Annotated in this window: 27 protein-coding genes; 10 read left to right on the forward strand and 17 right to left on the reverse strand. The window is 45.6% G+C overall.

The genetic code is table 11. The features are described from left to right. Window positions 1-23: 23 nt before the first annotated feature. Window positions 24-857 (reverse strand): carbon-nitrogen hydrolase family protein, encoded by an 834-nt coding sequence (locus DWV73_RS06875; protein WP_022358927.1) that lies wholly within the window; start codon window positions 855-857, stop codon window positions 24-26. Between the two features lie 245 nt (window positions 858-1,102). Here DWV73_RS06875 and DWV73_RS06880 point away from each other — a divergent pair, with 245 nt between their 5' ends. Then, the gene (locus DWV73_RS06880; protein ID WP_117796240.1) at window positions 1,103-1,885 is read left to right on the forward strand and encodes an ABC transporter ATP-binding protein; all 783 of its coding nucleotides are present in this window, start codon (window positions 1,103-1,105) and stop codon (window positions 1,883-1,885) included. Next, entirely contained in the window at window positions 1,875-2,681 is an 807-nt protein-coding gene (locus DWV73_RS06885) for an ABC transporter permease (RefSeq protein ID WP_117796241.1), read from the forward strand. The genes DWV73_RS06880 and DWV73_RS06885 overlap by 11 nt, the downstream gene beginning before the upstream one ends. Before the next feature lie 131 nt (window positions 2,682-2,812). Here the strand turns inward: DWV73_RS06885 and DWV73_RS06890 are convergent, their stop codons facing one another. Then, complete coding sequence (locus tag DWV73_RS06890) at window positions 2,813-3,553, reverse strand: YoaK family protein (RefSeq protein WP_117796242.1); 741 nt, start codon at window positions 3,551-3,553, stop codon at window positions 2,813-2,815. A gap of 203 nt (window positions 3,554-3,756) precedes the next feature. After that, the gene (locus DWV73_RS06895; RefSeq protein ID WP_107000609.1) at window positions 3,757-5,262 is read right to left on the reverse strand and encodes an alanine/glycine:cation symporter family protein; all 1,506 of its coding nucleotides are present in this window, start codon (window positions 5,260-5,262) and stop codon (window positions 3,757-3,759) included. Window positions 5,263-5,913: 651 nt separating this feature from the next. On the opposite strand from DWV73_RS06895, the gene DWV73_RS06900 reads away from it, so the two are divergent. Then, on the forward strand, window positions 5,914-6,798 hold the full coding sequence (locus DWV73_RS06900; RefSeq protein ID WP_181986224.1) for a LysR family transcriptional regulator: 885 nt from the start codon (window positions 5,914-5,916) through the stop codon (window positions 6,796-6,798). Between the two features lie 58 nt (window positions 6,799-6,856). Beyond that, on the forward strand, window positions 6,857-7,780 hold the full coding sequence (locus DWV73_RS06905; RefSeq protein WP_117796244.1) for a LysR family transcriptional regulator: 924 nt from the start codon (window positions 6,857-6,859) through the stop codon (window positions 7,778-7,780). A gap of 83 nt (window positions 7,781-7,863) precedes the next feature. Here DWV73_RS06905 and DWV73_RS06910 read toward each other — a convergent pair whose 3' ends face one another. Next, window positions 7,864-8,148, reverse strand: a complete 285-nt coding sequence (locus tag DWV73_RS06910; RefSeq protein WP_022360005.1) for a helix-turn-helix transcriptional regulator — start codon at window positions 8,146-8,148, stop codon at window positions 7,864-7,866. Window positions 8,149-8,462: 314 nt separating this feature from the next. Between DWV73_RS06910 and DWV73_RS06915 the strand changes: the two genes are divergently transcribed. The 5 genes from DWV73_RS06915 (at window position 8,463) to DWV73_RS06935 (ending at window position 14,399) form a co-directional block, all read left to right on the forward strand. Next, complete coding sequence (locus DWV73_RS06915) at window positions 8,463-9,785, forward strand: sodium-dependent transporter (RefSeq protein ID WP_107000612.1); 1,323 nt, start codon at window positions 8,463-8,465, stop codon at window positions 9,783-9,785. A gap of 555 nt (window positions 9,786-10,340) precedes the next feature. After that, entirely contained in the window at window positions 10,341-11,366 is a 1,026-nt protein-coding gene (locus tag DWV73_RS06920; protein ID WP_107000613.1) for an ATP-binding cassette domain-containing protein, read from the forward strand. Beyond that, on the forward strand, window positions 11,363-12,031 hold the full coding sequence (locus DWV73_RS06925) for a methionine ABC transporter permease (RefSeq protein ID WP_117796245.1): 669 nt from the start codon (window positions 11,363-11,365) through the stop codon (window positions 12,029-12,031). Before DWV73_RS06920 ends, DWV73_RS06925 begins: the two co-directional genes overlap by 4 nt. 74 nt (window positions 12,032-12,105) lie before the next feature. Beyond that, window positions 12,106-13,011, forward strand: coding sequence for a MetQ/NlpA family ABC transporter substrate-binding protein (locus DWV73_RS06930; RefSeq protein WP_107000615.1), 906 nt, complete (start codon window positions 12,106-12,108; stop codon window positions 13,009-13,011). A gap of 47 nt (window positions 13,012-13,058) precedes the next feature. Continuing rightward, window positions 13,059-14,399, forward strand: a complete 1,341-nt coding sequence (locus DWV73_RS06935) for an amidohydrolase (RefSeq protein ID WP_107000616.1) — start codon at window positions 13,059-13,061, stop codon at window positions 14,397-14,399. 87 nt (window positions 14,400-14,486) lie between these two features. Here the strand turns inward: DWV73_RS06935 and DWV73_RS06940 are convergent, their stop codons facing one another. The 12 genes from DWV73_RS06940 to sfsA all read right to left on the reverse strand — a co-directional run bounded on the left by DWV73_RS06940 (window position 14,487) and on the right by sfsA (window position 23,989). Beyond that, window positions 14,487-16,031, reverse strand: a complete 1,545-nt coding sequence (locus DWV73_RS06940; protein ID WP_107000617.1) for a PucR family transcriptional regulator — start codon at window positions 16,029-16,031, stop codon at window positions 14,487-14,489. A gap of 82 nt (window positions 16,032-16,113) precedes the next feature. Continuing rightward, on the reverse strand, window positions 16,114-17,304 hold the full coding sequence (locus DWV73_RS06945) for an amidohydrolase family protein (RefSeq protein ID WP_107000618.1): 1,191 nt from the start codon (window positions 17,302-17,304) through the stop codon (window positions 16,114-16,116). Window positions 17,305-17,323: 19 nt separating this feature from the next. After that, the gene (locus DWV73_RS06950) at window positions 17,324-17,977 is read right to left on the reverse strand and encodes a hypothetical protein (RefSeq protein ID WP_107000619.1); all 654 of its coding nucleotides are present in this window, start codon (window positions 17,975-17,977) and stop codon (window positions 17,324-17,326) included. A 21-nt stretch (window positions 17,978-17,998) separates the two neighbouring features. Continuing rightward, complete coding sequence (locus DWV73_RS06955) at window positions 17,999-18,709, reverse strand: DUF5058 family protein (RefSeq protein ID WP_181357189.1); 711 nt, start codon at window positions 18,707-18,709, stop codon at window positions 17,999-18,001. A 273-nt stretch (window positions 18,710-18,982) separates the two neighbouring features. Beyond that, on the reverse strand, window positions 18,983-19,315 hold the full coding sequence (locus DWV73_RS06960) for a hypothetical protein (RefSeq protein ID WP_333493404.1): 333 nt from the start codon (window positions 19,313-19,315) through the stop codon (window positions 18,983-18,985). After that, window positions 19,254-19,736, reverse strand: a complete 483-nt coding sequence (locus tag DWV73_RS06965) for a hypothetical protein (protein WP_333493403.1) — start codon at window positions 19,734-19,736, stop codon at window positions 19,254-19,256. Before DWV73_RS06965 ends, DWV73_RS06960 begins: the two co-directional genes overlap by 62 nt. A gap of 55 nt (window positions 19,737-19,791) precedes the next feature. Beyond that, a complete protein-coding gene (locus DWV73_RS06970) occupies window positions 19,792-20,559 on the reverse strand; it encodes a TraX family protein (RefSeq protein ID WP_242995763.1) in 768 nt (255 codons plus the stop codon). Between the two features lie 27 nt (window positions 20,560-20,586). Beyond that, window positions 20,587-21,087: a flavodoxin family protein BilS gene (bilS, locus tag DWV73_RS06975; RefSeq protein WP_107000621.1), complete on the reverse strand. Its 501-nt coding sequence runs from the start codon at window positions 21,085-21,087 to the stop codon at window positions 20,587-20,589. Between the two features lie 67 nt (window positions 21,088-21,154). Next, on the reverse strand, window positions 21,155-22,069 hold the full coding sequence (locus DWV73_RS06980) for a hypothetical protein (RefSeq protein ID WP_242995764.1): 915 nt from the start codon (window positions 22,067-22,069) through the stop codon (window positions 21,155-21,157). Between the two features lie 138 nt (window positions 22,070-22,207). Beyond that, on the reverse strand, window positions 22,208-22,639 hold the full coding sequence (locus DWV73_RS06985) for an N-acetyltransferase (RefSeq protein WP_117796246.1): 432 nt from the start codon (window positions 22,637-22,639) through the stop codon (window positions 22,208-22,210). 55 nt (window positions 22,640-22,694) lie between these two features. Continuing rightward, window positions 22,695-23,285: a nitroreductase family protein gene (locus DWV73_RS06990; RefSeq protein WP_117796247.1), complete on the reverse strand. Its 591-nt coding sequence runs from the start codon at window positions 23,283-23,285 to the stop codon at window positions 22,695-22,697. Window positions 23,286-23,314: 29 nt separating this feature from the next. Then, window positions 23,315-23,989 (reverse strand): DNA/RNA nuclease SfsA, encoded by a 675-nt coding sequence (gene sfsA, locus DWV73_RS06995; protein ID WP_117796248.1) that lies wholly within the window; start codon window positions 23,987-23,989, stop codon window positions 23,315-23,317. Window positions 23,990-24,118: 129 nt separating this feature from the next. Here sfsA and DWV73_RS12755 point away from each other — a divergent pair, with 129 nt between their 5' ends. Next, window positions 24,119-24,268: a hypothetical protein gene (locus DWV73_RS12755; protein WP_181986225.1), complete on the forward strand. Its 150-nt coding sequence runs from the start codon at window positions 24,119-24,121 to the stop codon at window positions 24,266-24,268. 91 nt (window positions 24,269-24,359) lie between these two features. Here DWV73_RS12755 and DWV73_RS07000 read toward each other — a convergent pair whose 3' ends face one another. Beyond that, the gene (locus tag DWV73_RS07000) at window positions 24,360-25,313 is read right to left on the reverse strand and encodes an L-lactate dehydrogenase (RefSeq protein ID WP_022359991.1); all 954 of its coding nucleotides are present in this window, start codon (window positions 25,311-25,313) and stop codon (window positions 24,360-24,362) included. Between the last annotated feature and the right edge of the window lie 93 nt (window positions 25,314-25,406).

Below are 25,406 nucleotides of genomic sequence, written 5' to 3' on the forward strand. Positions count from 1 at the left end.
TGCCGACTGAAAATATTCACACCTTACTTCTTCTCACTCACTTCATACAAATCACTCCGCCGGTTTTCCAGCGACGGAATCTGCTTCCGTATCTTATCCAGATAATCTAAATCAATCTCCGCATAGGTGATCCCCGGTGCATCCTTTGACCGTGCAATCACCGTTCCCCACGGATCTGCCACCAGGCTGTTGCCGTATGCCGCATACGCCGGTTTCTGTCCAATCTGTCCCGGTGCCACGATGTAACAGCCGTTCTCGATCGCCCGCGCCCGCAGAAGAACCTCCCAGTGATCCTTTCCCGTCGGCATCGTAAAGCTCGCTGGAACAAAGATAACCTGCGCCCCGCGAAGCGCCATGAGCCGGTAAATCTCCGGAAAACGCACATCATAGCAGATCGACATTCCAAAAACGCCCAGCTCCGTCTCCACCGTCACAATCGAATCGCCCGGTTTGACCCGGTCCGACTCCCGGTACGGCGTGCCGTCCGCCAGCGTGATGTCAAACATATGCAGTTTGCTGTATGTCGCCAGAATCTTCCCCTCCGGCGAAATCAGCACACTCGTATTTGCCGATCGTTTTTCCCCCGGAAGTGCCTGCGTGATACTGCCCCCGTGAATATAGACGCCGTGTTCCTTCGCTTTCGCGCAGAGGCGCTCGGTCGTGTACCCCGGAATTTCCTCGCGTCCGCCGCCTTCACCGATATTTTTGCCGATCAGATTCATCACCTCCGGGAAACAGATAAGCTTCGCCCCTTTTGCCGCCGCCTCATCAATCCAGGCGCATGCCGTCTCCAGATTCTTTCCTTTATCATTCTGTGTATCCATCTGCATCAATGCCACTGTATATCTGCGTATCATAAATACCCCCTGTATCCTGTCTATAAGCGCTTCCTCTCCACAGTTACCTGTATTTTTATTATACCATCTCTTTTCCACACGGGTCAACCAAGGCAATGCGCTTCTCACACAACCAGTAACCCGGCTGTTACTGTACACGCATACGTGTCCAGTAACCCGGCCTTTCATTTCCGCATATTTTAAAGTAAGAATATTTCAAGGAGCGTAACTGTCCCACTGATACACAGTTACCCAGGTATTTGCTTATGCCGCCCATTCTGGAAGTTTCCGGGCTTTCCTACTCCTACCACACGATATCCGGGGAGACGAAAGCCCTTTCTGATATATCATTTCAGGTAGAAACCGGCGAATTTATCGCTATTGTCGGACCGTCCGGCTGTGGAAAATCCACGCTGCTTTCCTTAATCAGCGGGCTCCTTCCTCTGGAAGAGGGTTCCATTCTTATAAATGGGATTCCACTCTCGAAAAGCCAGTGCCGCATCGGTTATATGCTGCAGAGCGACCAGCTTTTTGAATGGAGGACGATCATCCAGAATGCTGCCCTCGGGCTGGAAATCCAGAAAAAAATGGATCATGCCGCGGAAGACCGCCTCCACCGGCTCTTAAAAATCTACGGACTGGAACAATTTGAGCATTCCCGCCCCTCCGAACTATCCGGTGGAATGCGCCAGCGCGCCGCCCTGATCCGGACACTGGCGCTGGAACCGGAGCTTCTGCTTCTCGACGAACCATTTTCGGCGCTCGATTATCAGACACGCTTAACCGTCTGCGACGATATCAGCACCATCATCCGGGAGAGCCGCAAAACAGCGATTCTGATCACCCACGACCTCTCCGAAGCCGTGAGTGCCGCCGACCGCATCCTGGTTCTGACTAAACGCCCCGGAACCATCTGCCGCATCCTGCCGGTTACCTTCCCGCTGTCCGCTAACCGACCGCTGGAACGCCGGAATGATCCGGCTTTTTCTCTTTATTTCAATGAACTATGGAAGACACTGCAAGGGGAGGGCAAAAAGTATGAAATGTAAGAAAGAATCCACCGCCCAGAAAGCCTACCTCCGCCGCCAGCTCCATCGGCGCCGTCTGGTTCTCTTCTGCCGGATTTTCTTATTCGTTTTCTTTTTAATATGCTGGGAAATGAGCGCCCGACTGGGGCTCATCGACGCGTTTATTTTCAGTTCCCCGTCACGCACCGTGCGCTGTTTCCTGCGGATGATGCAGGACAAAAGCATCCTCATCCACACCGGCATGACGCTCTATGAAACGCTGATCAGCTTTACACTGGTCATCCTCTGCGGGCTGATCGGCGCGGTTCTCCTCTGGTCGAGCCGGAATCTTTCAGAGATTCTGGAGCCGTATCTCGTCATGCTCAACAGTCTGCCGAAATCCGCCCTCGCCCCGATTCTCATCGTCTGGCTTGGGAGCAACATCCGCACGATCATCGTTGCCTCCATCTCGGTCGCTGTCTTCGGCTCGATCCTGACACTCCACAACGGATTTTCCTCGATGGATCCCGACCAGATCAAATTAATCCGGTCCCTCGGAGGAAACCGGATTCATATTTTAACCAAAGTCCTGCTGCCAGGCTCAATCCCGCTGATTCTCGCCAACATGAAGGTCAACATCGGTCTCTGCCTGGTCGGCGTCATCATCGGTGAATTTCTCGCTGCCAAACAGGGACTCGGATATCTGATCATCTATGGCTCACAGGTATTCCAGATGGATATGGTTGTGATGAGTATTATTCTTTTATGTATTATGTCTGCGGCGCTGTATCAGGGAGTAGGGCTTTTAGGAAAATTCCTGCAACATCGCCAGCACTAAAGCAGTCTGTCCACCGATTCAGGTTTGCTGTTCTTAAGCGCTTGCATTTTTCCGCATCCTGTTCCCGCCAAAGCCTGTTTCCTGCCGCTTTTCTTTCCTGCATCTGGTAGAAAGCTTGCAGGAAACACACTTTACAGCTTCTGCTCTTTTTCCAGCTTTTCTGCTTCCTCCATCTCCTCTGCCGCCTCGACTGCCGTCTCCTCCGGAGTCTCGCTTTCAAGGGGAGCCGTACCGACCGCAATAAAGGTTCTCGCAGCCGCCAATGGCAGGAAACCCACATAGGCGCTGTAGATGCCGAACTGACCAACCGCCCACGCTCCGAGTATCACGCCCAGGAAGAAGCTGATGACCGTATAGGTATAAAGAATTGCTTTTCTCTTAAATTCCTTATCCTTTGTCAGACCGTACTGAAGCCAGCCAAGCACCGACTGTTTGAAGTTGTTCGTCATAAAGATCGTCGCGCTGTTAAATCCGTCGGCACCGGAATAGACGCCCCACTGAAATGCGGATGCAAAGAAAATCGGATAAATTCCGACCAGCGCCGGTTCAAGCGGCAGCATCGATGCCAGTGCCAGCGCAGCCGCATCCACCCAGAGGGCAAGTTTCCGCATGTTTATCTTCGTAAAGTTCGTGAGCAGATATGCGGATGCCACGCCCAGTCCAAACAGCACCAGCGCAGCCAGGCGCAGAAGGACGTTAAACCATTCCATCGATACCAGTTCCGCTCCCATCTCCATCAGGTTGCCTGTCTGAGCAGAGCCAAAGTTTCCGGCATGAAGCAAAATCGCATAGGCTCCGAGAAATCCCCCGACCAGGGATATATTCCAATGAAGGATCGCATCCAGGCGATCCCGAATCACTTTCTGTACCATACCATTACCGCCTTTCGCGGTTGATTGTATCGCGCGGCGGCTGGATCGTCAATGACAATTTACAAAAAATTACCATTTCTATCATAGACATTATCTATATAATAGCAAAAAAACAGCCCCTGCCACACGACAGGGACTGCCTTTTATATTAGACTCTAGGAGTTAAGCTCTATATCTAATAATATGTAACGATTCACATTCGATTATTTATCTTCTGCGATACGTTTTTTGTTGATGTCTTTCCACATCTCAACGTCTACGCCCTTCCAGCAAAGCTTATCCGGGTTGTAGTACGGGTCTTTCTTTGCTTTCATCTGCTCTTCGTAGTCTTTGTACAGTGCAAATACCTTCGGAGACAGAAGCAGTACAACTAACATGTTGATCCATGTAGATCCACCAAGTGCAAGGTCGGAAAGATTCCAAGCCAGACCGGAATCGATATTGCCCCAGATGAAGATAAGGATAGGCATAACAATCTGCATAATTCTGATAACCACTTTACGGGTAGCTGCTTTATCATCGCCCTGGAACAGGTAAAGAACCGAAGTCTCGCCCTCGTAATAGTAGCTGATTAAGCAGGTAAAGGAGAACAGAGCCAGCATGATAGCAATGAACAGAGGAGCAATACTTCCCATAACGGTGCTGCAAGCATTCTGAACGAAAATAACGCCATATGTTCCATCTGCTGCTAACTGAGCCATCTGATCGTGCATTGCACCGGTACCACCGATGTAACCAAACTGTGTATTGTAGCATCCGCTTAAGAGCATCATCAGACCAGAAGCGGTACATACGATAACGGTATCCAGCCAAACACCAGCTGCATTTGCCATACCCTGTTTAATCGGGTGGCTGGTCTCTGCTGCTGCTGCGGTCGGCATGGACTCACCCATACCAGATGCAGATGAGAATGTGCCTCGTTTAACACCCTGCTGGATAGCGATACCAACGCCGCCGCCCAGAAGAGCTTCTTTGGAACCAAATGCACAGGATACAACCTGAGCGATAACGCTCGGAATCTGACCTGCGTTTGCGATTAAGATAACAACGGTTGCAATCAGGTAAATGCCTACCATCGGCGGAACCAGCATAGATGCTACAGAACTGATTCGTTTAACACCACCCATAACTACAACTGCCATAGCCAGTGCGATAACCAGAGCCGAAATCCACATCGGAATACCTAAAGCGTTCTTAAATCCATCGCAGATTGTAAAGGTAGCTGCTGCCGGCATGAATAATACAACGCCCAGTCCGAAGAATGCTGCATAGAAGGTACCATAAGCTTTCCAGCCAAGACCTCTCTCAGCACAGTAAGCGCCGCCGCTTCGATACTGACCATCGATACGGTTCTTATAAAGTACGGATAATGTACACTCAGTAAAGCAAACAGCAGAGTTTGTCATACCAGCGATGATCATCCAGAAGAGTGCGCCAGGTCCGCCCATGTAAAGAGCTACGGCTACACCGGCTACGTTACCGGTACCAACACGCATCGCCATGGTTGTACAGAAGGATGCGAATGAAGAAATACCGGATTCAGACTCCGACTTGTCAATGATTCGGCTCCACATATCTTTAAAATGAACAAACTGGAAAAAGCCGAGACGGATTGTAAAGTATAAACCACTACCAACAATCAGAACTAACATTCCAACGCCCCAAATGGGTCCGTTCAACATACTGACGATGTTGTTAATTGCTTCCATATAAAGTTCCCCCTTTATTTGATGTAGTGCCGCGCGCTGGCTAAGCAAGTTTTTCAATTCGCTCAAAAAACTTCTTGCTTTTGAAAAAATTATATCACTAAAGTGAAATTTGTTCAACAAAATTATTTGAATTTATTATGCAGAGTTTTCATGATATAGCATAGAATCATGAATCCCTCTGTTTTTTTCATGAAATAAATTGCACTTTTTCGAGCGTCAATTAGTATAAATGCACAAGATATCATGATATTTTGTCTACAACTGCGCCATTTTCCGTTAGACTCCCGTTCAGAATTTTGTCCATTTTCTTTCGGAGTTTCATGAATTTTGTTTACCATTTGTTTATTTTTTAACTTTTTGTGTGTTTCATTTAGATGAATTTTTTATGTTGTATTTGAGATCGTGGGCATATTTCTATCTTTTTCTCCCATTTCTTTCACGAATATGATATACTAGGGACACTTGGCAGAGCCATCGGAATGAATGTCCGCCGCACACGCACCCATGTAATCCGCCCGGATATTCCGTATGAATCAGATTCGTATTCTACATAATTCTTACAAATCTTCTCATCCTCCTTTGGTATCTGTCAGCTCTGTACATTTTATGAATCAGACCGAACGCTTATTACGAAAATGGAGGGAGTATTTTTTGGATCTCAAAGATATGCGGCTTTTTTTAGCCATTGCAGAAGAAAATAACCTGACGCGTGCCGCCCAGAAAAACGGTTACACACAGTCGGCGGCAAGCCATATGCTGCGAAATATTGAAACAGAACTCGGGTTTTCCCTGTTTTCGCGTTCCCAGAGAGGACTTGCCCTGACGCGGAACGGCGAGGCACTGCTTTCCCCGATCCGGCGGACGCTGGCAGCGGCGGAATATTTTGATCAGACAGCTGCCTCCATCCGGGGTGTCCAGACCGGGCACATCCGGATCGGCGCTTACTTAAGCGCTTCCGTCCAATGGCTGCCGCCCGCCCTCAAAAAGTTTCTTACCGATTACCCGGATATGACCGTGGAAGTGCTGGAGGGGTGTTCACAGGAGATTGAAGGATGGCTGGAAAATGGCTCCATCGATTTCGGCATCGTCGGTCCCCACCCGGACGGAAAGATGGACTGGCTTCCCCTGAAAAAAGAGCCCTACCTGGCTGTCTGCGCGAACGATTCCCCTTATGCAGAATATGAGCGCTTTGACTTAAAAGATCTCCCCAAGGTTTCTTATATAGAAGAAAAAGGTGAAAATGACCTGCTGCGTCAGTTCCAGCAGCTCGGCATTACACCGCCAAAGCCGTCGTTTACCTCGCAGAACACCTACTCCATGCTCGCGATGGTCAGCCACAACCTGGGGGTCTGCATCCTGCCAGAGCTGGTCGTCCGCGATATTTCTAAAAATGTTGTCCGGCTGCCACTCAATCCGCCGATGGAGCGCGTGCTCGGCGTCCGGATTCCGTCAGCAAAAAAAGCGTCCCCAGCTGCCAGCCTGCTAATCGCGCAGCTGCAGCGGACAGTGTTTGAGTTGGAAGGACCACTTTTATAGTCAGATGCTTTTTAGAAACTTAAGATGAAAGTTTTGGGAAAAGAGGAGTCATTCGAATATGAATTTTCAATCAATGGAATATTTTGCCGCGGTTGCGAAAAACCGCAGCTTCACTAGGGCCGCCGATGCGCTACATATTACCCAGCAGACATTAAGCGCCCATATCGCCGGAATCGAGCGGGAGCTTGGATGTCCGCTCCTAATCCGTCACATCCCGCTGGAGCTTACCTATGCGGGGGAGGTATTTCTGCGCTATGCAACGGAATTTAATACAAAATATGACTGTATGCTTCACGAATTTGGCGATATTTTAAATAACCAGACAGGAAAACTGCGGATCGGCATCGCATTCACGCGCGGACACGCCATCATGCCGGAGCTGATCGCCGCCTTTCAAAAGGAATATCCCGGCGTGGATGTGGAACTCATCGAATCTTCCAACGATGTGCTGCAAAAATACCTGCTGGACGGCACAATTGATCTGGCGATCGCCAATTTTTCAGTTCGCATTCCCGGCATCATTCTGCGGGATTTCTATGAGGAAGAGATGGTTCTCATCGTCTCCACTGCCCTGCTGCAGAACATTTACGGCAAACAGACCGAAGCCATTATCCAGGAAGTCAGCCGCCATCACCGCTACTCCCTTCTGGCTCCATGTCCGTTTCTCCTAAACCGTGAACATGATCTAGTCGGACGCATCGGGCGGAATATCCTCGCGACAGACAACTTCGTCCCCTCGGTTCATGCCTGCTCTGACAACATCGCTACCCTGCTTGCCCTCTGCGCGATGGGAAAAGGTGCCTGCATCAGCCCAAAAAACCTCGCATTTTCTATTCTCAGCAAGGAACAGCTGGATACACTCCATGTCTTTACGCTCGGGAAAGAAGCGCGGTACCCGATCAAATTTGCGTGGCTGGAACAGAGCTATGAGTGGAATATGATTTCACGGTTTATTGAATCGTCGCTGAAATGCACTCATTAAAAACAGGGGAGACAGCCTCACACACACCGCTGTCTCCCCTGTTTATTCCCCAAATGGTCCCTGTGCGCCTCGGCGCACGCCTCTTATTCATCTACCAATGTAATCTGTACCCGTTTCCCCATCGCCGCTGCGATCTTTACCATAAAATCCAGCGACGGATTGTAGCTGCCGCTCTCGAAGCGGGTGATATTCGGCTGGGAAATCCCCGCCTTTCTGCCAAGCTCCGTCTGTGTCATGCCGTTTAACTTACGATTCTGCTTAAATCCCTCGATCGTCGCCTCCCGCGCCTCCTGCTGCCAGCGCTCCATCCACTGTCTGTATTCCGCATCCGTCTGAAACGTCTCCGGAATCCTGTTTGCGTTTTTCATTGTGCTACCTTCTCCTTTTCGAATCTGCTCTGCCGCGGCGCCACCCTCCCAAAGCCCGCCGCTGCCGTCCTCTATAGAATACCATCTTTCCACCCTATAAATCAAGGTATTTCCCTGTAACGGTTCACCGGCAGTTACTTTAGATCGCCTTTTCCCCTAAAACATACGATTCGCGCGCTCTGCCACTTGAAAGCAATGCCTCTCTTCTGGTATAATAGATGGACTTATGCAAACATCTGCCTGACCGCTTCCAATCAGCGGACTCCCAGATATTTGCAGCAAATCTTATATAATGTTTGAGGAGTTACAATTTCATGGAAAAAAGAGAATCTTTCAACAGTAAGTGGGGCTTCATCCTCGCCTGTATCGGCTCAGCGGTCGGCATGGGAAATCTCTGGATGTTCCCCACCCGCGTCTCCCTGTACGGCGGCGGCTCGTTCCTGATCCCGTACTTTATCTTCGTCGCCCTGATCGGCTCCACGGGTGTCATCGGGGAAATGTGCCTGGGACGCGGCACCCGCTCCGGTCCAATCGACGCGTTCGGCGCTGCCTGCGAGACACGCGGCAGGCGCAAACTGGGTGACGCGCTCGGTTTCATCCCGGCAGCCGGTTCCCTCGCGATGGCGATCGGCTATACCGTCGTCATGGGCTGGATCCTAAAATATGCCATCGGAGCCTTTACCGGTGCCACGCTTGCCCCGGCCGACACAGACGGTTTTGCCTCTGCTTTCGGCTCGATGGCGTCCGCATTTGGAAACAATGGCTGGCAGCTTGCCGCCCTCTTCTTCTGCATTCTGATTCTGATGTTCGGCGTCGGAAGCGGAATCGAGAACGCCAACAAGCTGATGATGCCGGTATTCTTCATCCTGTTTGTCTTTTTAGGCATCTACGTAGCATTCCAGCCGGGTGCGATGCAGGGTTACCGCTACATTTTCCGCATCGATCCTGAGATCCTCGCAGACCCAAAAACATGGATTTTCGCACTGGGGCAGGCATTTTTCTCCCTGTCCGTCGCCGGAAATGGAACCTTAATCTACGGTTCCTACCTCTCCGATGAGGAAAACATCCCGGCATCCGCCGCGCGGGTTGCCCTGTTTGATACGATCGCCGCGATTCTCGCCGCCCTCGTCATCATCCCGGCAATGGCAACCACCGGCGCAAAACTTGATCAGGGTGGTCCGGGACTTCTCTTCATCTACCTCCCGAACCTCATCCGCTCAATGCCGGGCGGTACGTTGATCGCGATTATTTTCTTCGTAGCCGTTCTCTTCGCCGGGATGACCTCCCTGCTCAATCTCTACGAAGCACCGATCGCCACCGTCCAGGAAAAACTCCACCTCGGCCGCGTCCCTGCCTGCGCAGTTATCGGTATCATCGGAGCTGCCGTCTCCCTGTTAATCCAGGGCATCGTCTCCGACTGGATGGACGTTCTCTCCATCTACATCTGCCCTCTCGGTGCCGGACTCGCCGGAATCATGTTCTTCTGGGTATTCGGAAAAGACTATGCAGAAACGCAGGTCAACAAAGGTCGCGAAAAGAATTTTACAAAATGGTTTGTACCGGTGTGCCGCTATATTTATATTCCGGTATGTGCGCTGGTATTAATATTAGGCATCGCATTGGGCGGTATTGGATGATATGAAAAAGAATGTGCCTTGGCACATTCTCGCGGAGCGTTTTTTATTTCATAGGACACAATTTCCTATGAAATAAAAAAATGATTGACAAATCTCATTTCCGCGCTATAATAAGAGCTATCATTTAAAACCCACAAAACAAGTAGGAAATATATTTTTATAATCGTTTATGAATTTTAAGGAAAGGAGGAAACCATCATGAGAACATCTTATTCAGTTATGTCTGCTATGTGTTGTTGTATGGAGTGTATGTTCTGCTGTTGCTGTGACACTCTTACTTTTGTTGTGCAGACAGATAACTGGATGATATCTTCATGAGGTTTTTCTCATCTTGCTTTCACTGGAAAGTGATAGATACAATCCAATTTAGGAGGTCTGGACAACCAGACCTCCTTTTTTGTACCCATTTATATTTCAGTATGCAAAATTAAATATTTATATTGCATTCAGATATATCATTCGTATAAAAAACGCGACACATACAGAAGTCATTTTTCAGGAATTATCCCTTAAAAATGTGCTTCCCCAGATAAACAAAGTTAAAGGAGACCAGAAATGATTCGATTTGAACATTTAAGTAAAACATTCCAGACGAAAGACGGTGCATTTGAAGCACTGAAGGATGTGTCCTTCGAAATCGAAAAGGGCGATATCTACGGCGTCATCGGTTACAGCGGTGCCGGAAAATCCACCCTGATCCGAATGGTAAACGCCCTGGAAAGACCGACTTCCGGAAAGATTTTTGTCGAAGATAAGGACATTGGAAGCCTGAGTGCAAAAGAGCTTCGCAGCCTCCGAAAGGGAATCGGAATGATTTTCCAGCAGTTCAACCTCCTGGAATCCAAGACAATTTACGACAACGTCGCGATTGCCCTGAAACTAAACGGCACCCCCAAAAAAGACATCGAAGCGCGTGTGAATGAGCTGCTGGAGTTCGTCGAACTTTCCGATAAGAAGTCCTACTATCCGGGACAGCTCTCCGGCGGACAGAAACAGCGCGTCGGTATCGCAAGGGCACTTGCAAATAATCCGTCGATTCTTCTCTGCGATGAGGCGACCAGCGCCCTCGACCCGAAAACGACCGATTCCATTCTCGATTTGCTAAAGAAGATTAATGAAACTCTTCATATTACAATTGTGATTATCACACATGAGATGAATGTCATCCAGAAAATCTGTAATAAAGTCGCCGTCATGGATTTCGGTAAAGTCGTAGAAACGGGCTCTGTCATCCAGGTTTTCTCAGACCCGCAGTCCGATATCGCCAAACGGTTTGTCGGCAATCTCATCCACGACGTTATTCCGGAACCGCTCGTCGAGAGCATCCGCCGAGAAACGCGGAACAGCCGCCTTCTCCGCATCAAGCTGGAAAATACAGACAGCACGGAACCGCTTCTGTGGGATATTAACCGGCGGTTTGAGGTGGAAACCAACATTCTCTACTCCACCATCAACGTTATTCAGGGCATCGTCGTCGGCATCATGCTCGTTCTCTTCATCGGAAGCGACGAGGAAATCAAAAAAGCCGAGCGCTACATTCTCGAATCAAACGAAGAATATAAGGAGGTTGTATTACCATGATTCAGCAGTATTTAGGCATTTCGCCGGACAAACTCATCAAGGCCGGTTGGGAAACCCTGTATATGGTCGGTTTTTCCCTGATTATCGGTTCCATCGTCGGATTTTTCATCGCCATTGTCTTATGGCTGACCCGCAAAGGCGGGCTCAAAGAAAATCCACTGCTTTACACGATTTTAAACGGTTTCATCAACATCATCCGAAGCACACCGTTTATCATCCTTCTGGTATGTGTAATGCCCTTTACGAAAATCATCGTCGGCACCCGGATCGGTACCAAGGCGGCCATCGTGCCGTTAGTTATCTATACCGCCCCATTTTTAGCAAGACTTCTTGAGACATCGCTTCTGGAAGTCGGCGGTGGCATCATCGAGGCACCCCAGTCGATGGGAGCGACCACGTTCCAGATTATCGTTCATTTTGTGCTTCCGGAAGCATTTGCTTCGGTTATCCTGGCTCTGACAACCGGCACCATCGCCCTCATCGGAGCAACTGCGATGGCTGGCTACATCGGAGGCGGCGGCATCGGAAACATCGCCCTGACCTACGGCTATCAGACCTTTAACTTCCCGCTGATGTTTGCGACCGTTTTCATCCTGATTGCATTTGTCTGGATCATCCAGAGTCTGGGAAACCGACTGTCACAGAAGAGACGGACACATCAGTAAACCAAATTATATCATAAAAGCTATTAAATTATTTTATATACAAAATAATAAAACGAAAAAAGGAGAACCCCATTATGAAAAACGTAAAAGCCTATGTAAGAACCACCCTGACCGCCGGTCTGATCCTCGCAGCTGCTGTTCTGGGAGGCTGCTCAAAGAGTGATGCTGGAAGCTCCGCTGCTGATACTGCCGCTGCTTCTTCCGGCACCGAATCTGCTGCTTCCGCCGATGCTTCCAATTCTAATAAGAAGGAGCTCAAATACGGAAAAGCTGCCGGTCCGTACACTGTCTTATTTGAGGATGCCATCAAACCAATTCTGGAAAAAGAGGGCTATACACTCACCGAGGTTGATTTCTCTGACCTTCTCCAGAATGACCTTGCTTTAAATGACGGCGAAATCGATTTCAATGTAGAGCAGCATACCGCTTATGCCGAAAATTTCGACGAAGCCCAGAAGGGTAACCTGGTCCCGATTTCCCCGATTCCTACCGTTCCGGCTGCCATCTTTTCTGCCACCGAAACCTCTCTGGACGCCATTCAAGACGGTGCCAAAGTAGCCGTTCCAGACGATGCCGCCAACACAGCCCGCGCTTATGTACTCTTACAGAAAGCCGGATGGATCACCTTAAACCCGGATGTGGATCTCTCCACTGTCACCCAGGCAGACATCACGGAAAACCCTTACAACATCGAATTTACCGAAATGAACTCCACCAACATTCCAGCTGTTTTAGATGACTTTGATTATGCGGTTATCACCGGAAGTATTGTATACAATGCAGGAATCGATCCATCCACTGCCCTTCTTCAGGAAGACATCCTGCCGCATCTGATTCTGCAGGTCGTTGTAAAAGAGGAAAATAAAGATGCTCAGTGGGCAAAAGATATCGTTGCTGCTTACCACTCCGATGAATTCAAAGAATATTTAGACAAGAATAACAATGGTTTATGGTTTGTTCCGGAGGAACTGTTTAACTAATAGGAAACAGCATCGGAATACACCAGCAGGAAACAGGGGGATTTCACATGGCTCTCATTTTAGATAAAACCGAACAGAAAATTGTCGATATCATCGACGCACACCGCGACGAGATCATCGCATTCGCCAAAGATATCTACACCCATGCAGAGCTGGGTTATAAAGAATACAGAACTGCAGAAAAATTTGCTTCTTTCATGAAAAATCTGGGTCTTGAGACAAAGGAAGGACTGGCTGTCACCGGTGTCAAAGCCTACTTAAATGAAGAAGAGAAAACGAATGTAAGTCTGGCTCTCATCGGGGAACTGGATGCGCTCCGCATCCCGGAACATAAATATTCCAATCCGGAGACTCAGGGAGCTCACTGCTGCGGACATCATGCCCAGCTGGCCGGTGTCATCGGTGCAGCCCTGGCTCTGACCAATGAAGATGTAAAAAAAGAGCTGGACGGACAGGTTGTATTCTTCGCCGTACCGGCAGAGGAATATGGTGAGATTGAATTTAAAAACTCCCTGACCGCACAGGGCAAAATCAAATACGGTGGCGGAAAATGTGAACTCATCCGCATCGGTGCTTTTGATGACATCGACCTGGATATCGTCCACCACACCGGTGATAAAGATATCAGTGTCGGTTCCCACTCCAACAACGGTTTCGTCTCCAAGGTCATTCGTTATAAGGGACTGGCTGCCCACGCAGCCGGTGCCCCGCATCTGGGAGTCAATGCATTAAATGCAGCCTCCCTCGGACTTTCCGCCCTGGCTTACCAGCGCGAAACCTTCCGGGATGATGACCATGTCCGGATTCATCCCATTATCACAAAAGGCGGTAATCTCGTCAATGTAGTACCGGATGAGGTGGTAATCGAAACTCTGGTACGTGCCGCCAACAAAGATGCCATCGCAGATGCTGCCGCCAAAACCGACCGTGCCTTCAAAGCCGGTGCCATCGCCGTCGGTGCTTCCTGCGAAATCACCACTATGCCCGGATATCTTCCGGCTCTGAGTGAAAAAGCCGATGAATCAGTTCTGGCAGCCGCTGAGATTGCCGCACAAACCAGTGAAAACGATTACCAGATCGTCCAGGAAGATACCCACGCCTACAGCGGCGGTTCCACCGATGTGGGGGATGTACAGCATCTGCAGCCGGTCCTTACCTTCAACACCGGCGGTAAGGTAAGCGGCCTCCACTCCGTTGATTTCGATATCGTAGACGAGGAACTTGCCTATGTGGTCACTGCAAAAATCTTCGCCCTCTCCGCTTACCGCCTGCTTCGGGACGGGGCTGTGAAAGCAAAAGAAATTGTGGCGAATTATCAGCCCATCTTTACCAAAGAGGAGTATATCAAATATATGGATTCCTTTATCAAGACGGAAACGTATTCATAATGGATTTCATTATTTGCTAAATTTCTAATATTTTATAGAAAAGACAGGAGATATTGTTTATTGCAACACGTCCTGTCTTTTCCTCCCTCACAAAATATCCTTTTCTTCTAGTATTTCTGGATATAAATCCAATATTTTATATGTAAATAGCAACCTTTCTACAATATCTGCCGTATAGTTTGAAATTCCTGATAAGTCATTAAATTTTCTTAATCTATATTCCATTGTATTTCGATGAATTCCCAATTTCTGTGCAGCTGCTGTTACACTAGCAAGTTCTAAAGCAATTCTTTTAGAATATGCGAATGAAGTACCATATTTGTGGTCATATCTAAATACCTCTAGTAATTCAGGCATACAAAAGTATTGGATATGTCCTTCCCTTCCAATCTTCTTTATAGCACAATACATAATATAATCTTGATAATGAATCAGGCTTTTATTAAAATGCAGACTTTTTTCAAGTCCTATAACCATTAATAGTTGATTAAGAATATATGCAAAATCTGTAATTTTATGGAATTGATTGCTGCATACTGCTAGCAAATCATATTTTTCCAGAAATGCTTCCAACACATTCAAGCATATTCCAACCTCTTTTGTATCAAAAAATAAAATCAGTTTTCTATTGACTTCAAGAATAATGGCTTCAGGGAAAATCAGCGACAAATGATTTCTATATGACATCATCATTCGTGACTCTGCCTTTCTGGTTTTATCAGAAATAGCAATTATATAGTAATGATCATGAAGCATCCACGAAAAACCTTCTGCCCGTTTTTTGAACTCTGCTTCTGAGTATTTTGCATCCTGAATTAATTCTTGCAATAGATTTTCACTTCGTGTTGTATTAGGTAAAATATTTTCTTTTTCAAGAAATAGTTGAAGTGCTCCACACAAAAAATTCATAATTTCGATATCACTATCTTTGAACGGATGATTATAAGCCACCGTTAAAAACCAGCCAAAATATCTTCGATTTACAATCAATCGGCAAATTAAACGTTCTCTTTTTTTGGGTGATTTCAAAAGAAACGTCTGCGGTGTATTTTTTATTTGCTCCAGAACGTTAGCGTAATCGTATTTCTGAAATAGTTCACTTGTCACATATCCCATTCGAAATACACTATTTAATATCTCGTCATCTGCAGCCATTACTTCATTTGCCGAATGTACCAATAATCTTGTTGTAAAATCTTGTAATAAAATAGGATTTCCAAGGATACTAGCAGCAACATCCAATAAATCCTTTATAGACGTACAATCAAACAAAGCACGACTGATCGCCAATTCTGCCTCCAAGATACGACTTTCCAAATTTAATTTCGATAAAAGTGCTGTAAACACTTCTCCCGGAGCATCACTCTGATATATTATATAATTCTCTGGTTTCTGCATATCAATAAAATCATTCAAATTTCCTAAAAGGATAAATATAGATGGGGCTTCCAGACAGCCATCTCCTACCTCTAACAATACCGGAGCTGTTACCACATAAATAATATTTTTTGTGAATGCTACAGACGTCAATGAAAGATTACAGACTTGGCAAATGTTCTGAGACATATCTTTTATGTGAATTTCTTCTATATTCTCAGCTGATAATGCCTCTGTCAAAACGGAAAGCTTCATATTTTCTCACCTACTTCTACAATTAGCAAAGAGGCACTACAAGCGCAGCACCTCTCTAGTTCCAGTTTTAATTGTCTTTATATTAAACCATTTCTCCAGATTTGTATACCCCAATCAAGCAATCCGTATATGCTTTCAAATTAGTATATGGATTTTCTCCCAAAAGCACTAAATCAGCAATCTTACCTGGTTCAATCGTCCCAATTTCTTCTGACATCCCTAATACTTCTGCCGATGTTAACGTTGCAGAAGAAATAATCTTTTCTGGAGGCATTCCATAATCCTGCATAACTAGCATTTCCTTAAATGCAGATGGCTGTGAACCAAAACACGGAGAACCCGCATCCGTTCCTAATGCAATCTTCACCCCTTTTTCCATTGCTCTCGCAAAAGTGCTTTTCTGCTGTCTTGTTACAAGAGCAGAACGTTCCACCATAAAATCACTTAACACACCCTTGTTTTCCGATAATATTTTATAAATAGCCAATGTTGGAACCAAAGTTAGTCCTTTTTCTTTCATCATGTCTAAATACTCATCCGGAATGTCCGGTCCATGTTCAATCGTATCAATTCCTGCCTTGATACATTCAATAATTCCTTCCTGCGAAACTGCATGAACAGCAACCTTCATATGAAGACGATGTGCTTCATGAACAATAAATTTAAGCTGATCTAAATCGTACATGCTTGGTCCAACATCTTCCAGTCCAGCTGCACCACCAGTATCCATAATTTTAATCCACTGGCAACGGATTCCTTTTTTTACAAACAAAGTCTTTTTTTCCCGTATTGCATACAAAAGTTCATCTTTCGTATTTGCAATCGTTCCAATTGATGGAACATGTCCATATATACTCTGAATTGCAGAACCGCATGGAATAACTCTCGAACCTTTAATCCATCCCTTTTCAACTGCAAACGCCGTTTCAATTGATAAATCCTTAGGACTTCCTACTTCTCGTATGGTTGTAACTCCCTTTTTTAAAGAATTTTCAACATTATGTACACTTCTCAAAAAAGCTTGATATGGACCGTACATTTCATCCATATCTTCTGAAATAGCGCTTCCGTCCCATGTACTATGTACATGCATATCAATAATTCCTGGTGATAAATATTTTCCTTCACCGTCTACCACCTGATCCGCAGAACTCTTAATATCTCTTCCTATTTTCTCTATTCTTTCATTTTTGATCCAAACATCCACATCTGAAAGTATCTGCTGATTTCGAACATCAACTACATTCACATGTTTAAATAATAAAGTGCTCATAAATCCTTCACCTCCATTTTTATTCCTGTTTTATAATACCTGTTTTATACATGAATCTGGCAATAATAATTGTAAGCGCTATTCCTCCTAACAATACCCACTGAAGATCAATTTTTAATACTAGTATTCCTAATAAACAAAGAACAACTGAAACAACTGAAACCTTGAATTCTTTTAAAAGCCACAGTCCAGCTAAAGCACCAAATATTGCAGGAACGACATTACTAAATGCCGGAGCAAGAACTGCAGAATTTAACACTGGGGTCAATGGCTGCATCAAAACGATTCCCAATGCAATAATTACCGTTGTCGTGATACTGGATACTGCCACTGCCACAACTGATACAGCATTTGCTTTTTCACTTCCAGCTTCTATACCAGCTATACTCATTGCTGACAACGCACAAGGAATTTTCTGATTCTGCAGATTTCCGGTAATATAAGTCAAATAAAGGCTTCCTGGTCCTAAAATAGGTGGAAAAGCAATCATTTCACTTAAAACATACGAAGCCATCAAAATCCACATTGTTAAAACTCCTGGCCATATTATTTTAAAATCCGGCCATATTCCAGAACGTACTGAAGCAAAAAACGGAAATGCGCAGATTGCAATCAACATTGCCCATCCATATAATCTTCCATCATGATGCATTTTCTTTTCAAAATCAGTCATTAGACTTCACTCCTTTCCTAATTATGCTAAGAGCGGTGTTATAATCATTGATAATACTAATCCAAATAAAATTGTTAACGGAAAAGCATAATCTTTCAACCATTTTAGTGCTGGATTTTTCGCTGCCAAATTACATACATATGAAAACAGAAAACATCCAATAATAACCAGACTCGGAACAATTCCTTTCTTTCCACTATTAATTGCAAACGCAGCAATTACTGTAACTAATGCACAAAGACTGAAAATACCAATCCAACGGCTATCCTTTTTTCGGAAAACATCATAGGTTTTACAAACTGGTTTTAAAACCACTAAGACAATTGGCAATGCAACTGAACATCCTAATGTCATCGACCATGCAGCATTAATCCATGCCTCGATCGTCATTGTCGTCGATGTAAACTCAACTCCCATTGCTTCTGCTGCCATTGTTGCTGAAATTAATTCATTATTTGCTGAGCCTATAACAGAAGTCCTAAGCCACGGCAATGCTACACCAAGAACTGGAACCATTACGATTACGCTAAGCACAATCGGGATAGATGGAACCAAACTGATTCCAATGCAATTAATAACAATTTTTTTTAGCTCTTCCTTGCTTACTCCCAACCTTTCTGCTTCTTTCCAACCATTTTTCAAAAAAATGATACAGACAATGGTAACTAAAACCAAAACAACGGCAACAAAGATTGTAAAACTAGCATTGTTTACAAATTTCTGATAATCCATTCCCATTCCTCCTTGCTGTAAATATTTTCTTGTTGCAATTATTTTATAAAACCTTGTCTTATTTTTCATTGTGCTCAGTGTACAAATCTATAATCGCATTTTTGTCTGTATGTTTAATGTATTTGTCGTTTTTAACAAGATTTTCAGTCTTTTCCGGCATCATATGACTAAAATAAGGCGAGAAGTGCTTCTCGTCACTGCACTTCTCGCCTCATTTACAATTGTATATTCAAAAACACCTTAAGCATTTTTCCATTCATTCACCGTTGATTTTTACAGCACCTTCCGTCCATTTACTGTCAGCTTAAAGGTCGTTCCCAGTATCTCCGCCGACTTCCGGCAAAGCATCATTCTTCCCAGGAAAATCTCAAAATAATCATACATGGAACATATCTTTTCATCTACCTGAAGATTCAGGGCAATAACTGAACGATCCTTTTCAATCTTAAGTTTGGACTCTGTTACCGCATAATTCACACGGTCGTGGATATCAAAAGTGGCTCTCTCTTTTTCACGAACACGGCTTCTTCGTACATCCGTCTTATCAGCGATAATCAGAGCTGCGGATATTACATCCTCCGGACTTCCGGTGTGCGGCAGTCTCACCGTAGACACCGGCTCCGTGGAAACAGAAGACCGAGCCGCTTGGGTTTGCCAAATCCGCATCCGGATCATAACCGGCTGCTTCGATGACCTCTTCCTCATTATGGCAGGGTCCATATCCATCCAGGGTACAGACAAGCTGTCCTAAGCCGCTGGTATAAACCGTTACTTCTGTCTGATATCCATCCAAGGATGAAGCCGGTGCACGGCCGGTAAGTATCGCCTGTCCATCCTCCAGAACCGGTCCTTCAAAAACCGCAAACCGGCGTTCCAGATCCGTCATTGCACGTCCTACCATCTTGTCCGGTATCGTCAGATGAAATGCATAAAATGGCTCCAAAAGCATCGAATGTGCCTGCATCAGGCCATGACGGATAGCCCGGTAAACCGACTGACGTAAATCACCGCCATTCAAGGTATTCACAGGCAATTTTACTACCTGTTATGATACCATGAATGGCGGGGATTGTAAAATTTTATCATCGGTTGATGAAATTCAGTACCACCACAAGCAGCAGCATATGAACTGGATAAAATGCATAACAGAGATACTGGAATGGTTTACTGTGGTAGCCCTGTCTGCCGCGGTACAGCCAGATGGGGATCAATGCCAGAAGCGCAAGCCCCTGCTGGCACAGTTCAAATTCCATGCCAAAGAGCTGAACCGGATACATCAGACCGCCCAGCAGTTCCACATTCAGCCAGTATAGGGCAGCCAGCTGTCCCAAGAAGCACCACCATTTCCGCCCATGGAGGAAATAGAACACAAATACCGTCAGAACACCGACTCCGTAGTAATCCACCATGCAAAGAGTTCCCAGTACCAGACCTGCCAGCACAACCAAAACGCACACCAGCAGATACATCCAGGTTTTTCCTTTTTTCCGTACCTGTTCCATAAGCCAGACACCTAAAAGGCCCAACAGGAATGTCCAGAGGACATTCTGGTGAACCGGATAAAACCAGGTACCGCCGTACATCAAATCAAAGGGAATTTCTGAAAGCACTGCAAACAGCAGCATCCGAAGGATGTACTTTTTAAAGCTTCTGGTGTGGAAGTACCCCTCCACCGCCATAAAAGCGAAGATAGGAAATGCCACTCTTCCGGCACAGGTAAGCCACTCCCTAGCAGGAAGAAGCGTCGCCCAAAGGTGATCCATCAGCATAAGCGTCATGGCGATGATATGCAGTGCCGCCGCACTGATATCAAAACGTTTCAAGGTGGATTCATTGATTCTGTTTGTCAACACAAATTTACTCCTTTGGGTCTATTTTTATGATAAAACGATATTTCTAAGCTTATCTAAGTCATCCTTATCCGGATGTGAAAGCGCCCGTTCAAAATTTTCAATCAGAACATCCAGATTCGCCGGATACTCCGGCTGTTCCTTCAGCTTTACATAGTGATCTCTCACTGCCATCGGCATTTTACCCTGGCACATATATTCACCAATTACCGTGTTACTGGAATCTATCGACTGTTTCACATTTGTAAGGATCCTCCGGTAATAGGCCTCATCGACACCAAAACCAGCAGTTCCAAACAGGAAAATCTTTTTATTTCTCAAGGACGCAAGGAGTTTAAGGGAATCTCCGTCTGCATTTCCCTTATCGGTCCAGAAGCCAACATAAAGAACCTCCGAAGATGGTTCCTCCCCCTTCGCTTCTCCAAAATAATCACATGTTTCCGCTGGCAGCACCTCGTGAATCTGATCGGCCAGCTTTCTTGTATTTCCAGTTAAACTGCTGAATATAATTGAATATCTTTTTTCCATATCTTGTCTCCTGCCGTATGTATTTCTATTTCACCACGTTAAGGAGTTACCTTACCCTATCTTTATATCAAAACATGCCCGGCAGTTTCGCCGCCAGGAATAATCCAGAACCAAATGAGATCAGATTGGCCACAAAGGAATACAGGATATAATATGCATCCTCCTTTTTCTTTTCTGATAGCCTCTTAAGAATTGTGCAATACAACACTGCCTCCAGAGCAAATACAATCAGCTCAAAAAGTACATAGAAAAATGTAAATGCAAGAGGACCGGAATTATAATTAATCACATTGAGCAGCACATTTAAGATAATCTGCGTAATAATGTTGACAACAGCCAGAATCAACAGCTGTTTTTTCTGTCTGAAACCAAACAGCAGCGCCACCAGCATTTCGATTAAAATAGTAAGGACGATCCTTGCTCCAAGAGCCAGCATCTCCTGCCGGTAATTATACGAACGGTAAGCCTCAATCCGCTCATTGGTACTCAAATCATCATTGTATTCCACCGAACCGATATCCACACCATCCATATCCACTGTATAATACGTATCAAATGCATAACGAGCATAAATTCCACTGGATACAAAGGTTTCCGTTTCCGGATAATACAGAAGAATTTTAAAATCATCCGGCGGATAATAGGTCCATGCAAGCTCTTTGCTTTCACTTACCTTCCAGCTCCGCTGCAGAAAATAGTATCCATCCGGATCCTTGTAATTCACAAAGATCTCCCAGATACCAGGATCCATGTACTCTTTCTGGGCACTCTCCGTTCTTCCATCCCAGGCACTTGCCGGACCAGTAGATTTCTCCTTCGACAGCAAAGTTCCATAACAGAGCTCATCCCCCATATGCTCAAACTGAATCCGAACAGAGGCCTTTGGTCCCATATCGGCATTGACTGTCATCGGAAATGCTGAAACTGCCATTATCATACACAAAAGCATTATAAAAACAAGACTGTATTTTCTATTTTTCATACCAAAAGCCTCCCTTCAGATATTTTTATTCTGGTGAAGAATCTCATCGGCATTCTTGCTGCAAAATACTACATCCGATGGGAATCATCTTCCATCTTGTAAACAAACAGGCGGTTCATCCCCTCCTGCCATGGGTATTCAAATTCCAGACGATTCCCAATTCATCACATATTCTTTTTCTCTTGTGAATTCGTCCATCTCTTCACTCTGAATAGTAAATCCTTCTCGTTGATAAAAAGACATTGCCCTGACATTCTTCTGGTATACCTTTAACTGTAATCTGTCTTTTTTATCCTTGATGTAATCCAACAACATTTTACCTATGCCACATGACTGCATTTCGTCAGAAACAAAAATACCTTCTATGTATTCATCACTTACTCCTATAAAGCCTTGAATCATTTTATCATCTTCATACACATAAACTTCCGCCTGTGGCAGCATTTCCTTCACGAATTCATAATTACTTATCCAGTATTGTTCAGGAATAAAAAAATGTGCTTTCAGATTAGTTTTCAACCATATATCAGCGACTCTATTTATATCTACCTTCTGCAACTTTCTAATCATAACGATTATTCTCCATCCAACCTGATTATAACACGATTAACTCATTACGATTTACCTATCTGTACTCAACAATTTCTTCGAAAGGTTTCCTTGGTCTTTTAGCCGGAGCTTCATTGGCAAATCCAATCGCAACAATTCCTGTCAATTGGCTGTCTGTTCCGATAAAATCCATCAGCTCATTATAGGCAAAACAAGTATTGGCAATCCATAAGGTGCCCAATCCATATCCCGTTGCTGTCAGAATCATATTTTCAATCGCCGCACCTATGGACAGTGAATCACATATTTCAACAATTCGCTTTTCATTTTCAATGCTTGCAAATGGAGTATGCTGGTTGGTATTAAGCACTGCTATAAGGCATGGGACCTCCTGCATGATTCTAACGGTATTCTCAGCATCCGGTATGGCAAATGCCCATTCCGGCATAAGTTCATGGGTCATTTTTTCTGAATTTATACCATGACGCATGACATCAACCAGTTTATCTTTTTCTTTCCCCTGATATACAATAAATTTCCAAGGCTGTCTGTTTTTAGCAGATGGTGCAAGGGAAGCACTGTATATGATCTCGTCAATTAACTTCCTTTCGATCTCATCTGGCTTATATTTTCTTATACTTCTTCTATTCTCAATTTCACGTATCATAGATTTCTCTCTCCTTTAGAACCTTGCCCTCAAGACTCATCTTCTCCTATGATTTCCAACCTATCCATCCCAATATGACATTTCAGGAAAAGCACCTCAACACCTGCTGCCTTTGCCTCGTGAAGTGCAGCGCCAAATTCGGGATGCGTTTCCGTATTCGGCCTGACTTCACTGATGCCTTCCATTTGAATCACAAATGCTATCAAACATTTATATCCTTGTCCGCACGCAGCTGCAAGTTCCCTTAAATGCTTAACTCCTCTTTCCGTCGGGGCATCTGGAAAATATCCAACTCCGTCTATCTCAAGGGTGCAGCCTTTGACTTCCATTAGATATTTTTGCTTTCCTTTTTCCATATAGAAATCCATCCGGCTATTTCCAAAGGTATACTCTGGTTTAATACAATCATACCCCTGTGTCATCAGCCATTCTTTTACCACTTTATTCGGTGCCTGAGAATCAATGTTAACCCATTTTTTATTCTTCTTAACTGCAATCAAATCATAGCGAGTCTTTCGATTTGGATTCTTTTCTATGCAATCTTCCAAAATCACTTCCGCCCCCCGCAGCAGTAATTCACGACAACGTCCCGTATTCTTTACATGAACCGATTCTACCGCTTCCGAGCCATCAATCTTTACCCGCGCAATAAAACGATTGGGACGTTCTATGAAAATTGCTTTCACTATCTTATCATATTTCATGTGACGTTTCCTATTATATGTACTGAAACATTCATTTTACACGATTGGATTCACTGGCAGCGGCCTGTGCTTTGCAGTATAATAATCACAATCAATTCAAATAACACAAAAAGCAAAGGCATCGCTTCCATGTTTGTCGGAACCTTTGCTACGATTACCTGGGAAGTTATGGGACATCCGTTCGGTCTGGCAACCATCCTGGTTGCAGTTCCGGTTTCTTTCCTTACCCTGATCGTTGTCTTCTTACTGACCCAGAAAGAAAATCAGGCGGCTGCCTAAAAGATGGCCTTTACTGATAGAAAAGAATTTTATAGTAAAACCGCTTGGTTCAGATGGGCTGCCGTGCCAATGTACGGCAGCCCATCTGGCATCATTCTATCAGCCCTTTCGCTACCTCTTTCAGTTTCTTAGCCGACTCCACCAGCTTCTCCGCCTCTTCCTCACTCAATGCAATCGGTACATGCGTCTCCACACCCCCGATTCCCACGATCGCCGGCATACTCAGCGTGATATCTTCGATGCCGTACTCCCCGTGCATCATCGCAGACACCGGCAGAATCGAGCGCTCATTGCGGACGATACACTCGCAGATACGTTTTACCGACATCGCAATTCCGTAATACGTCGCCTGTTTTTTCGAAATAATCTCGTAAGCACTGTTTTTGACCTTCTCCGCGATCGCGTCCATCGCCGCATCGTGGTTAAAATGCCCGCGCATCTCGCAGAAATCGTTCAGCGGAATGCCCGATACATTCGTACTGCTCCACGCCGCGATCTCGCTGTCCCCGTGCTCACCGATGATAAACGAATGTACACTCCGGCTGTCCACGCCCAGGTGTTCGCCCAGCGCATATTTAAGCCGTGCCGTGTCAAGCACCGTACCCGAACCGAGCACCCGGTTCTCCGGCAGCCCGCTCAGTTTCAATGCCACATACGTCAAAATATCCACCGGATTCGATACGATCAGCAGAATCCCGCCAAAATCGCGTTTTACAATCTCCGGGATGATACTCTGATAAATTGCCGTATTCTTCTGCACCAGGTCAAGCCGCGTCTCCCCCGGCTTCTGGTTCGCCCCCGCTGTGATAATGATGATCGCCGCGTCCGCCGCGTCGTCATACGTGCCCGCGTAGATCTTCATCTGCCCTGCAAACGGAATCCCGTGCGCGATATCCTTCGCCTCGCCGTCCGCCTTTTCCATATTTACATCTAACAGAACCAGCTCGGAAAATAACCGGCTCTGCATCAGTGTAAATGCCGTTGCTGAACCCACAAATCCGCACCCGATGACTGCCGCTTTTCTTGGATTTACCTCTCTGCTCATACGCTCATTTCTCCTTTTTTCTCCGGCTTATACTACATGTCCATGTTTCTAGCATCCGCTCTCTGCATATGGACAAGCATGCCTCTAGTCTCT

The organism is Clostridium sp. AF12-41 (assembly GCF_003461685.1).
GTDB lineage: Bacteria > Bacillota > Clostridia > Lachnospirales > Lachnospiraceae > Otoolea > Otoolea fessa.

Coding starts and splice junctions, on each gene's coding strand:
- DWV73_RS06935 (WP_107000616.1), top strand. CDS start 13,059: ATGGCTCTCATTTTAGATAAAACCGAACAGAAAATTGTCGATATCATC.
- DWV73_RS06990 (WP_117796247.1), bottom strand. CDS start 23,285: ATGATACGTGAAATTGAGAATAGAAGAAGTATAAGAAAATATAAGCCA.
- DWV73_RS06980 (WP_242995764.1), bottom strand. CDS start 22,069: ATGAAAAATAGAAAATACAGTCTTGTTTTTATAATGCTTTTGTGTATG.
- DWV73_RS06985 (WP_117796246.1), bottom strand. CDS start 22,639: ATGATTAGAAAGTTGCAGAAGGTAGATATAAATAGAGTCGCTGATATA.
- DWV73_RS06950 (WP_107000619.1), bottom strand. CDS start 17,977: ATGACTGATTTTGAAAAGAAAATGCATCATGATGGAAGATTATATGGA.
- DWV73_RS06925 (WP_117796245.1), top strand. CDS start 11,363: ATGATTCAGCAGTATTTAGGCATTTCGCCGGACAAACTCATCAAGGCC.
- DWV73_RS06940 (WP_107000617.1), bottom strand. CDS start 16,031: ATGAAGCTTTCCGTTTTGACAGAGGCATTATCAGCTGAGAATATAGAA.
- bilS (WP_107000621.1), bottom strand. CDS start 21,087: ATGGAAAAAAGATATTCAATTATATTCAGCAGTTTAACTGGAAATACA.
- DWV73_RS06905 (WP_117796244.1), top strand. CDS start 6,857: ATGAATTTTCAATCAATGGAATATTTTGCCGCGGTTGCGAAAAACCGC.
- DWV73_RS06920 (WP_107000613.1), top strand. CDS start 10,341: ATGATTCGATTTGAACATTTAAGTAAAACATTCCAGACGAAAGACGGT.
- sfsA (WP_117796248.1), bottom strand. CDS start 23,989: ATGAAATATGATAAGATAGTGAAAGCAATTTTCATAGAACGTCCCAAT.
- DWV73_RS07000 (WP_022359991.1), bottom strand. CDS start 25,313: ATGAGCAGAGAGGTAAATCCAAGAAAAGCGGCAGTCATCGGGTGCGGA.
- DWV73_RS06910 (WP_022360005.1), bottom strand. CDS start 8,148: ATGAAAAACGCAAACAGGATTCCGGAGACGTTTCAGACGGATGCGGAA.
- DWV73_RS06915 (WP_107000612.1), top strand. CDS start 8,463: ATGGAAAAAAGAGAATCTTTCAACAGTAAGTGGGGCTTCATCCTCGCC.
- DWV73_RS06945 (WP_107000618.1), bottom strand. CDS start 17,304: ATGAGCACTTTATTATTTAAACATGTGAATGTAGTTGATGTTCGAAAT.
- DWV73_RS06930 (WP_107000615.1), top strand. CDS start 12,106: ATGAAAAACGTAAAAGCCTATGTAAGAACCACCCTGACCGCCGGTCTG.
- DWV73_RS06895 (WP_107000609.1), bottom strand. CDS start 5,262: ATGGAAGCAATTAACAACATCGTCAGTATGTTGAACGGACCCATTTGG.
- DWV73_RS06890 (WP_117796242.1), bottom strand. CDS start 3,553: ATGGTACAGAAAGTGATTCGGGATCGCCTGGATGCGATCCTTCATTGG.
- DWV73_RS06875 (WP_022358927.1), bottom strand. CDS start 857: ATGATACGCAGATATACAGTGGCATTGATGCAGATGGATACACAGAAT.
- DWV73_RS12755 (WP_181986225.1), top strand. CDS start 24,119: ATGTTTGTCGGAACCTTTGCTACGATTACCTGGGAAGTTATGGGACAT.
- DWV73_RS06955 (WP_181357189.1), bottom strand. CDS start 18,709: ATGGATTATCAGAAATTTGTAAACAATGCTAGTTTTACAATCTTTGTT.
- DWV73_RS06885 (WP_117796241.1), top strand. CDS start 1,875: ATGAAATGTAAGAAAGAATCCACCGCCCAGAAAGCCTACCTCCGCCGC.
- DWV73_RS06880 (WP_117796240.1), top strand. CDS start 1,103: ATGCCGCCCATTCTGGAAGTTTCCGGGCTTTCCTACTCCTACCACACG.